Origin of the sequence: Reinekea blandensis MED297 (assembly GCF_000153185.1) — a bacterium.
GTDB lineage: Bacteria > Pseudomonadota > Gammaproteobacteria > Pseudomonadales > Natronospirillaceae > Reinekea > Reinekea blandensis.
Genome location: NZ_CH724150.1, coordinates 340,630 through 351,672 on the forward strand (window position 1 = coordinate 340,630; position 11,043 = coordinate 351,672).

The 11,043-nt window shown below is 49.5% G+C and carries 11 protein-coding genes; 3 read left to right on the forward strand and 8 right to left on the reverse strand.

All coding sequences use genetic code 11. The annotated features are described in order from the left end of the window. Positions 1-4: 4 nt before the first annotated feature. Positions 5-688 carry an ABC transporter ATP-binding protein gene (locus MED297_RS06955; protein WP_008043563.1) on the reverse strand — a complete coding sequence of 228 codons (684 nt, stop codon included), beginning with the start codon at positions 686-688 and terminating at the stop codon, positions 5-7. After that, positions 678-1,922, reverse strand: a complete 1,245-nt coding sequence (locus tag MED297_RS06960) for a lipoprotein-releasing ABC transporter permease subunit (RefSeq protein ID WP_040556721.1) — start codon at positions 1,920-1,922, stop codon at positions 678-680. Before MED297_RS06960 ends, MED297_RS06955 begins: the two co-directional genes overlap by 11 nt. A gap of 94 nt (positions 1,923-2,016) precedes the next feature. Here MED297_RS06960 and MED297_RS06965 point away from each other — a divergent pair, with 94 nt between their 5' ends. Together MED297_RS06965 and MED297_RS06970 are read left to right on the forward strand one after the other, a co-directional pair. Beyond that, the gene (locus tag MED297_RS06965) at positions 2,017-2,574 is read left to right on the forward strand and encodes a PilZ domain-containing protein (RefSeq protein WP_008043567.1); all 558 of its coding nucleotides are present in this window, start codon (positions 2,017-2,019) and stop codon (positions 2,572-2,574) included. A 7-nt stretch (positions 2,575-2,581) separates the two neighbouring features. Then, a complete protein-coding gene (locus MED297_RS06970; protein ID WP_008043571.1) occupies positions 2,582-3,652 on the forward strand; it encodes an agmatine deiminase family protein in 1,071 nt (356 codons plus the stop codon). A 22-nt stretch (positions 3,653-3,674) separates the two neighbouring features. On the opposite strand, the gene dinG is transcribed toward MED297_RS06970, so the two are convergent. Then, on the reverse strand, positions 3,675-5,789 hold the full coding sequence (gene dinG, locus MED297_RS06975; protein ID WP_008043574.1) for an ATP-dependent DNA helicase DinG: 2,115 nt from the start codon (positions 5,787-5,789) through the stop codon (positions 3,675-3,677). A gap of 65 nt (positions 5,790-5,854) precedes the next feature. Here dinG and kdsA point away from each other — a divergent pair, with 65 nt between their 5' ends. After that, entirely contained in the window at positions 5,855-6,700 is an 846-nt protein-coding gene (gene kdsA, locus MED297_RS06980; RefSeq protein ID WP_008043576.1) for a 3-deoxy-8-phosphooctulonate synthase, read from the forward strand. Between the two features lie 29 nt (positions 6,701-6,729). Here kdsA and MED297_RS06985 read toward each other — a convergent pair whose 3' ends face one another. The 5 genes from MED297_RS06985 to MED297_RS21795 all read right to left on the reverse strand — a co-directional run. Continuing rightward, positions 6,730-7,305 (reverse strand): KdsC family phosphatase, encoded by a 576-nt coding sequence (locus MED297_RS06985; RefSeq protein WP_008043580.1) that lies wholly within the window; start codon positions 7,303-7,305, stop codon positions 6,730-6,732. After that, the gene (locus tag MED297_RS06990; RefSeq protein WP_008043581.1) at positions 7,289-7,528 is read right to left on the reverse strand and encodes a hypothetical protein; all 240 of its coding nucleotides are present in this window, start codon (positions 7,526-7,528) and stop codon (positions 7,289-7,291) included. Before MED297_RS06990 ends, MED297_RS06985 begins: the two co-directional genes overlap by 17 nt. Before the next feature lie 64 nt (positions 7,529-7,592). Next, a complete protein-coding gene (locus tag MED297_RS06995) occupies positions 7,593-9,425 on the reverse strand; it encodes a SurA N-terminal domain-containing protein (RefSeq protein ID WP_008043583.1) in 1,833 nt (610 codons plus the stop codon). Between the two features lie 106 nt (positions 9,426-9,531). Next, entirely contained in the window at positions 9,532-9,804 is a 273-nt protein-coding gene (gene hupB / locus MED297_RS07000; RefSeq protein WP_008043584.1) for a nucleoid-associated protein HU-beta, read from the reverse strand. Between the two features lie 155 nt (positions 9,805-9,959). Continuing rightward, positions 9,960-11,043: S16 family serine protease (locus MED297_RS21795; RefSeq protein ID WP_040556722.1), on the reverse strand; the 1,084-nt coding region annotated here is incomplete at its 5' end.

Consider the following 11,043-nt stretch of genomic DNA (forward strand, 5'->3'; position numbering starts at 1 on the left):
GGCTTTACACTCCGGTTAACTGTCCTTTAGTTAACCGAAACTGTACCGGATGCTGCCGAGCCCATTCCTGACTGTGCGTCACAATTACAAAACTCGATCCGGTGGTCTGATTCATTTGTCCGATCAGATCCTGGATTTGCTCCGAAGTTTCTTCATCCAGATTTCCGGTCGGCTCATCCATCAAGACAAAATCCGGTTGACGAACCAGCGCCCGGGCAATCGCAACCCGCTGTCGCTCGCCTCCCGAAAGCTCTGATGGCCGGTGAATTATCCGGTCCTGTAAGCCAACCTGTTCAAGTAGGTATTCGGCATATTGGCGCTGCTCATTGACGATCGCGCCCCGAATGCGACATGGCATCAGCACGTTATCCAAAGCAGAAAACTCGGGCAACAAGTGATGAAACTGAAATACAAAACCCATGTGATCATTCCGCACACGCGCTCTTTCACGGTCACTGAGCTTGTTCAGTGGCTGACCAACCATTGTGACAGTCCCGCTGGACGGGCTGTCTAGACCTGCCAACAGGTTGAGCAACGTCGTTTTACCGGAACCACTGGTACCAACAATACTGGCCATTTCCCCTGCTCTGACGTTGAACGAAATGTCTTTCAGAACATGAACCTGTTCATTGATCAGATTGAAGCTTCTGGATACCTGTTCGCAGCTTAAAACAGACTCAGGATTCATAGCGTAAAACCTCTGCGGGTGAAATCCTGGAGGCTTTCCAGGCAGGATAAATGGTCGACAAAACAGACAATACAAAGGTTGCTGAAGCGATCAGCCCAACATCACCCCACTTCAGTTCCGATGGGATGTAACTGATGAAATAAACATTTTCGTTCAGGAACTGAATGCCAAAGGTCGACTCGAACCAAGCTAAAATGTCGGCAACGGTCCAGGCTCCAATGACCCCAAGCATGACACCAATACTGATGCCGATGATGCCGATGGCTGTGCCCTGAACCATAAACACGCCCAGTATCTGGCGACTGGTCGCGCCCAACGTTCGCAGAACCGCAATTTCGCCTTGTTTATCCGTCACCAGCATGACCAGTGAAGAAACAATATTAAACGCCGCGACCGCGATGATCATGAACAACAGCAGACCGACTAATCGTTTTTCCAGCTGAATCGCCTGAAACAGGTTGCCTTGAGTGCGCGTCCAATCCGACACATAGTAAACTTGTGGCAGGCTTCGTCCGACCTCAAGTGCAATTTGTGTCGCTTTGAACAGGTCGGCCGTTTTCAGTTGAACGCCATCAACGGCGTCGCCATACATCATCAGCTTGGCCAGATCGTCAATGTGGGTTACCACCAGACTGGCATCCAGTTCGGCGCCAACTTTAAAGATCCCCACCACGGTAAAGCGTTTAAACCGGGGCTGAATGCCAGCGATGTTCACCGACAGTTCTGGCACCATGACTCGAAACTTATCGCCGACAGAGACATTCAGGATTCGAGCCAGGGACTGTCCAATGATGACGCCGAAAGACGATTGCTCCAAAGCTTCCAATGAACCAGCCACCATATGATCTGGCAAGATAGACACACTGCCTAAGGTGTCCGGGTCAACGCCCGTGAGTAATGCGCCCTGGGTCCGGTCGTTACTGATCGCCATGCCTTGCGTTTTAATGTACGGTGAGGCACCAACAACCAGCGGGTGCTCGAGGGCGGCCTGGCGCACCTCTTCGGCGTTTCGCATCTCACCGGGCAGATAAATTTCTGCATGAGGCACCATCCCTAAAATGCGATTGCGCATTTCCCGGTCGAACCCATTCATTACCGACAACACGATGATCAGGACCATCACGCCCAATGTCAGCCCGATCATAGACACGCCGGAGATGAAAGATATAAAGTGATTTCTGCGTTTGGCGCGTAAGTACCTGAGGCCTATGTAAAAAGGCAACGAGTGCAGCATAGAAAAACCGTCCAGTAAGTGCAGCGATCCGCCACTATATTGACTACAATACCCAGTTAAGACCCATTTTACACAACTCTGACAACGGCCGAATATGACCCAAAATGATAAGACCCCTGAAGACCGACGCGAAGCGTTTCGGGTAGATATAAAAGCTTCGGTCTCATTGCAGAAACGCGAACCCGAACGAGTGGATCCAGCGGATTACTTCCAACAGCTGCACACGCTATCGCTGTATGCGCAGTTTCAACAGCTTGATCAGGAACTCAACCAGGTTGCTGAACGCATTAAAGACCTCGCAACCTTTAAATCCATTGATATTCTGCGGCGGCAGATTTCTGCACTGTCCAAGATCAGCGCTGTTCAAAGCCTGACCAGTGGAGACATGACGTCACAGACCGTCAACATCAGTGAAGGCGGCTGTTCGTTTGATGTCACGAGTCCTATGAGCATCGGTGACGAGTTTGCGACCGCGATCATTTTCCAACCAACCTACTTTGCTCTGTTTATGTTTTCAGAAGTCGTGGAAGTGACACCAACGGAATCAAACTTATCCCGTGTCCATCTCCGCTTTAAAGAACTTACCGATCGCCAAACCCAGCAAATCGTCAAACACATGTTCCAAGCTCAAACAGAACAAAAGAACGCATAGGATTCCAATGTCTCAAACTCGTGTATTACCACCGGAGTGGCACCCCCAGGACGCCGTGCTGTTAACCTGGCCCCACGCTGAAAGCGCTTGGGCAAGCCAGCTTGACGCCGTCGAACAAACCTATCTGGATCTGGTATCGAAGGTGTCTCATTATCAACGGGTCATTGTTCAGCTGCATCCGGGAACAGATCCCGTCACTCTGGTGCATCGCCTGAACGGCATGGCGGCAGATATGAGCAATTGCCTGTTTGTCGAGCTCGCCAGCGATGATACCTGGGCCCGCGATCATGGCCCCATCACCGTTCTCGATGGTGAAACGCCAGTGTGTCTTGATTTTACGTTCAACGGCTGGGGTAACAAATTCCCAGCCGAACAAGATAACCTGCTGACTGAACAAATGTATCGCAAAGGGATCATTAATGACCTGAAACAGATTGACTGGGTCCTTGAAGGCGGCAGCATCGAATCTGATGGTCAGGGTACGTTGTTGACGACAACGGCTTGTTTGCTTAATGAAAACAGAAATGGACCGGTATCTCAGGAGGCACTGGAGGCTTCGTTAAAAGAATGGTTTGGCTGCCAACAGGTTTTGTGGCTGAAACATGGTCATTTGGAAGGCGACGATACAGACGCCCACATCGATACTTTGGCTCGCTTTGCACCCGACAACGTTATCGTGTTTCAGGGATGCACCGATGAATCAGATACGCATTATGAACCCTTGACGCAGATGAAGTCTGAGCTGGAGAAGATGCAAACAGTTGATGGCCGTCCTTACCGGTTACTTGGGCTGCCTTTCCCGATGGCTCGTTTCGCTCAGGATGGACACCGGTTACCCGCGACTTACGCAAACTTCCTGATCTGTAATCGACAGGTCATTGTGCCAACCTACGACGATCCTTCAGACAGTATTGCGTTAAGCATAATTGAACAGGCATTCCCTGAGCACTTTGTCACAGGCGTTAATGCCTTGCCGCTGATCGAGGAGCATGGTTCGATCCACTGTATCACCATGCAGCTGCCGGAAGGATCCGTTGCGAAGCACGCGGACTTTGACCATATCCCGATTAACGTCTGACCCTGGCCAAAGCGATGATCGCTTACTGAAACTGCCAGCGGTAGTTAGGAAGTGAGTTGATGATCGTTTTGCCATACCGTTTTGTTACCAAACGACGATCCATCACCCAAATGGTGCCGCGATCATTTTCATGTCGTATCAGGCGCCCACAGGCCTGTACCATCCGGATAGTCGCAGCTGGCAGTGTGACGACCTGAAACGGATTGAGCTGTTTCGATTCCAACCATAAAGATAACGTTGAGGATATTGGGTCGTCGGGCACCCCGAACGGCAACTTCGCGATGACCAAATGGGTCAGATAATTGCCAGGAAGATCCACGCCTTCTGCCAGGCTGGCCAGACCGAACAGTGTTGAGCCCGCGCCTTCTTCCAAGCGCTCTCGGTGATGAGCGATCAACGCGGTTTTAGGCAGGTCGTCCTGCAGCGTAATCACATCTTGCCAGTCAACAGGCAACGCTTCGTAAACCTCGTACATCTGAGCCCTAGAACTGAAAAGGATCAGATTCCCGGTTTCTTTCGGCAGCTGGGATTCAATCAAACGAACGATCGATTCAGAATGCGCTTCACGCGCCCCGCCTTCAACCGCAAACTCGGGCACAATGGCTGTGACCAGATTAGGATAATCAAATGGACTGGGCACCTGCAAAAGATGCGCGGCATCGGAGATTCCAGCCTGGGCTAAAAAACGATCAAACCGCGCCTCAACGGTCAACGTTGCCGACGTGACAATCGCGCCACAGCATCGGTTCCAAAGATACGCCTTGAGCACAGCATTTGCGGTCACCGGACTGGTATTCAGTGACAAATCCTGTACGTCGGGCGTATTAATTCGCTCCATCCATCGCGCCGTGGGTGCGTAGTCTGGAGAGTCTGTCTGCAGCCAACTACTGACCAGATCTTTGGCAGGTTCGGTTCGGGATAGCCAGCGCCCAATCAAAGGCATGGCGTTCTGCAATCGCTCTTTCTCATCTAAATCCGTCGTATTGGACAAGCGTTTACGAATGCTTTCTTCAATAGCGGTTAAGCTGGTATATACCCCCGTCATAGGCGACAGCAAAGGTTCCAGGATCGAGCTGACCGGCACCAACTGCTCGGGCTGATGTAACGTGAGTTGATCATTGGTTTCTTCAAGTCGATGAAACCAAGGCTGTAAAGCCGACCAGGCAAATGAAAGCTGTTCATGTGCCGCATTCAATTGATCTGAAAACTGATCGATCAGAAACTCAGAAGAGTCTCCGTAAGCCAGTTCCAGTCGCAACTTTGGTAACTGTTTTTTCCAGTTATCAAACTGATTCAATAAGTACTTAACCGTCATCTGGTTTGCGAAATGCATGAGCGCTTTGTCAGGAAGATGATGCCCTTCGTCAAAAACATAGAGGGTATCTTCCGGGGCTGGCAAAATAGCGCCACCACCGAGCGACAAATCCGCTAAGACTAAATCATGGTTAGCAATGATGACGTCAGCATCATCCAGTGCTTTTCTCGCCTCAAAAAATGGGCAGTTCTGATAGTGCGGACAGCGCCGGTTAAGACACTCTCGATGACTGGACGTTAACGTCCGCCAGAGTGAATCGTCCAGTTTGTCTGGCCACTGATCCCGATCTCCTGACCACTCACCAGAACCAAAAGACGTCATCATCTCGTTATATTGGTTAAGTGTGGCCTCGTCCGCTTCCATGGTCTCTTCAAACAGAGACATGGCCACGACCGTTCCACTGTAAAACTGAATCAATTGTTCAAGCTTATGAGTACAGAGATACCGTCCTCGCCCCTTAGCCAGCACGGCATTGAACTGAAGATCGGTATTGCTCAGGATATCCGGCAGGTCTTTGCTGACAACCTGCTCTTGCAAGGCCACCGTTGCCGTCGCGATAACAAGTTTTTTATCCAACGATTGTGCAATAGGAATGGCGCTGAGTGCATAGCCGATTGTCTTGCCGGTGCCAGTTCCGGCTTCGATCACACCTACCGGTGTTTCAGACACGCGAACACCCTCTTCATCCAGCTCTATCGTCCCAAAGGTTCGGGCAACCTGAGCAAGCATATGCTTCTGTCCGTGACGGGCTTTCAGGTCACGAGCATTCAGATAGGTGGTGTAAGCAGACTGAATTGACTGCTTCAGATCATCAGAGAGCATTTAACGGTTGGTTTATGGATTGGGCGGGCTACAATAGCCGAAAATCACATTCAGAGGAACGTTGGATGCAGCAACGCACCGTAAAAATCAAGAACATCGAATGCAGCAATGACAAACCATTCACGCTCTTTGGTGGAATCAACGTACTGGAAAGCCGGGATCTGGCCATGTCAGCGGCTGAACAATACGTTCGCATCACGGAAGAACTGGACATTCCCTACGTGTTCAAGGCCAGTTTTGATAAAGCGAATCGCAGTTCTATTAACAGTTTTCGGGGCCCGGGTTTAGAAGAAGGCCTGAAAATCCTTGAAGAAGTGAAAAACACATTCAATGTTCCGGTGATTACCGACGTGCACGAGCCTTACCAAGCTCAACCGGCTGCCGAAGTAGCTGACATAATCCAGTTACCCGCCTTTCTATCGCGCCAGACCGATTTGGTCATGGCCATGGCAAAAACCGGAGCAACGATCAACATCAAGAAAGCTCAGTTTCTTGCGCCGCATGAAATGGCCCACATTCTAACGAAGTTCCAGGAAGCCGGAAACGATCAGCTGATCCTCTGTGAACGAGGCACCAGTTTTGGTTACAACAATCTTGTGGTCGATATGCTGGGCTTTGGAATCATGAAAGAAACCGGTTTTCCGGTTATTTTTGACGTGACACACGCATTGCAGCGTCCGGGCGGACGACTCGACTCTGCCGATGGCCGACGTGCTCAAGTGACGGATCTGGCCCGAGCGGGTATGTCACAAAAAATTGCCGGACTGTTTCTGGAATCTCACCCTGACCCGTCGCAGGCAAAATGCGATGGCCCCTCCGCGTTACCGCTGGATAAACTCAAGGCGTTTCTTGAACAAATGAAAGCCGTGGATACGGTCGTAAAAGAAATGCCGGAGATCGTCACCGGCTAATCGTTGCTGAGTTCAAGCGCTGATCTCGATCAGCGCTGTCGCTCAAATGCTTCAGTTGACGCCAATTGATAAGCAGCATCGTACTGATTACTCGCTAATAAGAGCATATCGCATACCATTCTCGCGACGCCCTGCCCCCCTGAAACATTCAACTGAATGTTCGCTCGTTCAGCAACATAGGGATAAGCATCATTCGGGCAAAACGAAACGCCAACCGCCTGCATAACAGGCAGGTCGACCATATCGTCCCCGGTAAAACAGCATTCACCTTTAGTAATACCGAGTGACTCAGCTAGCTGAATCACAGTGTCCAGTTTGTTTTTAGCGCCTGGAACATAGTGGATAATGCCAAGCTCTTTAACACGCCTGGCAACCATTTCAGAGTCTTTCGCGGTTACCACAGCCACGGCAATCCCCATGTCCTGGAGCAACTTTAATCCGACACCATCGCGCACATGAAAAATCTTTATGGACTCGCCCCCTGCCTCATAGCAAAGCTGTCCATTCGTCAAAACACCATCGACATCAAAGATCGCTAACCGAACCTTAGCTAATTCATTTCTAAGCGGGGCGATTATCTTCTCAAGCTCATCCAAATAAGTCATTCGAAGGTCCCTCCGAAGTGTCTGATTCCTCAATGTCCAACCATCGATATGGCTTGAAAAAAGTTTGTTCAATTTGCCGGGCCAACGTCGCACTGAGTGGCTTTTCTCCAGAACAAATGGCTTGAGCCTTTCGTTCACTGATGCCAAGACAGTTGGCAAAATCAATCATCTCCAAAGCGTTCTCATCGATGATGATGGCCAGTTTCTGAACCTGATGTTGCATGTATTTTGTGTCTCCAAAAAAAAGGCTGCTCAAGGCAGCCTTTATCACCAATTCAGCCTACAACTTAACGACGAACGGTTATATCAGCCTTGTTTCTGGCCTGATTGTAGATGATCTGATACTGGCTGCCACCGATACGGTTTTCAACCAGAGCAGTGGCCATTTCCCGCTGTTCTGTATCCGGTGCCGCATTGGTCACTGAGGTTAACGCTACAACATAAGCGACACTGTCACCGGAGGTCTCACCCAGCACTAATCCATCTATCGGCTGAGGCAGTTCAAACGCCTTCGACACAACCGCGGATGGCAGCTCACTGTTGTTACGGGTAATCGCGTCTGCAGTCTCCCAGCCATCACCCTGGATCTGTTGCGTTTCGATCACAGAGGCCATTTCGCTGTGCATCAGTTCTTCAGCTTTTTCTGCAGTCAGAATTGTGCGAACCTCTTCGACAACGGCCTCAAAAGACTCCACATCCTCAGGAGCATAGGCCTCTTTTTGCAGAGCCAACAAACTGCTATTTTCCAGTCGAACAACACTACTGATTAACCCATCTTCGATGACTTGAGCGCTGAAGGCTTGTTCAAGCGCTTCTGGATTATCAAATGGCGTATCGGCTGCACTTCGGGTAATCCAGTCGCTGGAAATCACCTCGGTCTGAAATAACTCGGCTACTTCTTCAATGGTATCAGTTGAGAATGCCGCATCTGAAAGCTGAGATTCAACCAGCAGAAGTTCTTCCTGGGCTTTACGTTCACGAATATCAGCAACAAGCTCATCACGAACTTCGCTCAGCGGTTCTGGATCGCTGGCATTTAAAGCATCCAAGCGAATTAAATGAACCCCATACTGAGTTTCAACCGGTGCAGATACTTGTCCAACTTCAGACAGCTCCAGTGCCGCATCGTAAAACTCATCGACATAGACATCAGGGATGAGTTCGCCCAGAGAGCCACCAAACTCAGCGCTGCCCGGGTCATCAGATAGCTCAGAAGCCAGGTCTGCAAACTCTTCACCTTGATTCAGGCGAGTTAACGCAGCCTGCGCTTCGGCCTGATTATCGTCACCGTCAGCGAACAAAATATGAGAAATTTCGCGCACATTGTCTTCATTGAGTGACGCGACATAAGAATCATATTCCGATTGAATTTCCTGTTCGGTGACACTTTGCTGTTCTGCAAGTGAGTCCAGAGAAATCGTCAGGTAGCGTACTTTTACGCTTTCTTCACTGAGAAACTGCTCCTGGTTTTGCTCATAGTAATCGCGAAGCTCGCCATCGCTAACCTCTACTTGCGCCAAATAGTTTTGAGATTCAAAAGCTTTGTACTGAAAACTACGCTCCTGAGCAATCAGGTTGGCATATCGGTCAATGGCTTTTTCAACAACAAACGCACTGTTTGCGACACCTGACTGAAACTGGGCCAAAGCGGCCTGTTCTTTTTGAGCAGCAACGAATGACTGATGATTAAAACCATTGGCCGCCAGTACATTCAGATACCGATCCTGACTAAACTCACCATCGATTTGAAAGGCGGGAATGTCGGCAAAAGACTGAACAACTTGATCTTCAGAAGCGTCAAAAGCCAATTTATCGGCCAATTGCATCTGAAGCTCTTGGCTGATTAAAGATTCGATAATTTCATCAGTTACAAACGATGAGTTCATTAATTGAGCCGCAGCTTCAGCACCAAATTGACTGGTCAATTCCTGCTGACGACGACTTAATAATCGCTGATATTCTACCTCTGAAATGTCTTCGCCGTTGACGGTTGCTGGGGCAGAATTTCCGGCGATTGAAATGATCGATTCAGCACCAAAGAGTGTAAATGTGATGACGATCAGGCCAACAATGACCTTACCAGCGGTTCCTCTTGCTGAGTTACGGAGTGCGTCGAGCATTGAGATCATGACCTCGTTTTAGTAGCTCTAAAATAAAAAAAGCGTATCGGAGACGATACGCTGTTATCTAGAAAAGCAGTACAGCGGGCTATTGGCCCGCGAGCACTTAGTTAACTGCGTCTTTCAGGGCTTTACCGGCTTTAAAGCCTGGCACTTTAGCCGCAGCGATTTGAATGGGCTCACCCGTCTGCGGGTTGCGACCGGTGCGCGCTGCGCGTTCTTTCACTGCAAACGTACCGAAGCCAACCAAAACGACCTGATCACCTTCTTTCAAGGCGTTCGTTACAGAATCGACCATCGCATCCAGTGCACGACCAGCAGAAGCTTTAGAAATGTCTGCAGCAGCAGCAACTGCATCAATCAATTCGGATTTATTCACACTATTCCCCTTTACTTAGTTTTATAGGTATCGAAGCGATGCCTGGGCAACCTGATTCGGTTCCGGCCCAACGACCCTTTTCAGATGACTATGAATACGTTGTAATTCTACCAACGTCAATTTATACCAGCCTCGAAAAACAGCTGTCAAGCAGCTTAGTGCGTACTAATACTGCTTTCTTCGCTGTTCTTTGACTTCTGTTTGGAAATTGCTGTGGCAACTTCCTCATCAGACAGAGCTTCTGGCTTTTGCTCCAAAGCAATGTCCAAAACTTCATCAATCCATGAAACCGGACGAATATCGAGTTCGTTCTTGATGTTATCAGGAATCTCTTTCAAATCCCTCACATTTTCTTCAGGAATGATAACTGTTTTTATCCCGCCACGGTGCGCTGCAAGCAGCTTTTCTTTTAAACCACCAATGGGCAGAACCTGGCCGCGCAGAGCGATTTCACCGGTCATGGCCACATCTGCACGAACCGGTATCCGGGCAAGCACAGAAACCAAAGCAGTACACATACCGATGCCGGCTGACGGGCCATCTTTTGGTGTCGCTCCTTCCGGGACATGGATATGAATGTCTTTGGTTTCGTGAAAATTCGGTAGAATACCGAGACCCTGTGCCCGACTGCGGACGACCGTCAGTGCCGCCTGGATGGACTCTTTCATAACGTCACCCAAGGAGCCGGTGCGCATTACAGCGCCCTTACCTGCAACACAGCTGGCTTCAAGATTTAACAGTTCACCACCCACCGACGTCCATGCCAGCCCGGTGACCATACCGATCTGGTTTTCTTTATCCGCAATGCCGTATTTGAACTTTTGGACCCCGGAATAATCTTCTAACTGCTCCGCTTCGATTGACCGAGCCTGCTTAGATTTGTCCAGAACGTTCTGCATGACCACCTTACGGCAGACTTTGGCAATTTCTCGTTCCAAACCACGCACCCCGGCTTCACGGGTATAGTGGCGAATCAGCCCCAGAATCGCTTCATCGGTTAAGGTTAACTCACCTTCTTTTAAGCCGTTGCTTTTCATTTGCTTCGGAATCAGATATCGCTGAGCAATGTTCAGTTTTTCGTCTTCGGTGTAACCAGGAATACGGATAACTTCCATCCGATCCAACAACGGCCCGGGGATATTCATACTGTTAGATGTACAGATAAACATCACATCTGACAGGTCATAATCGACCTCCAGATAATGATCGTTAAAAGTGTGGTTTTGCTCTGGATCCAAC

Bases quoted from the DNA above. Each gene is read 5' to 3' on its own strand.
- MED297_RS06995 (WP_008043583.1), bottom strand. From the start codon at position 9,425: ATGCTCGACGCACTCCGTAACTCAGCAAGAGGAACCGCTGGTAAGGTC.
- MED297_RS06990 (WP_008043581.1), bottom strand. From the start codon at position 7,528: ATGCAACATCAGGTTCAGAAACTGGCCATCATCATCGATGAGAACGCT.
- MED297_RS06985 (WP_008043580.1), bottom strand. From the start codon at position 7,305: ATGACTTATTTGGATGAGCTTGAGAAGATAATCGCCCCGCTTAGAAAT.
- dinG (WP_008043574.1), bottom strand. From the start codon at position 5,789: ATGCTCTCTGATGATCTGAAGCAGTCAATTCAGTCTGCTTACACCACC.
- kdsA (WP_008043576.1), top strand. From the start codon at position 5,855: ATGCAGCAACGCACCGTAAAAATCAAGAACATCGAATGCAGCAATGAC.
- MED297_RS06965 (WP_008043567.1), top strand. From the start codon at position 2,017: ATGACCCAAAATGATAAGACCCCTGAAGACCGACGCGAAGCGTTTCGG.
- MED297_RS06970 (WP_008043571.1), top strand. From the start codon at position 2,582: ATGTCTCAAACTCGTGTATTACCACCGGAGTGGCACCCCCAGGACGCC.
- MED297_RS06955 (WP_008043563.1), bottom strand. From the start codon at position 688: ATGAATCCTGAGTCTGTTTTAAGCTGCGAACAGGTATCCAGAAGCTTC.
- MED297_RS06960 (WP_040556721.1), bottom strand. From the start codon at position 1,922: ATGCTGCACTCGTTGCCTTTTTACATAGGCCTCAGGTACTTACGCGCC.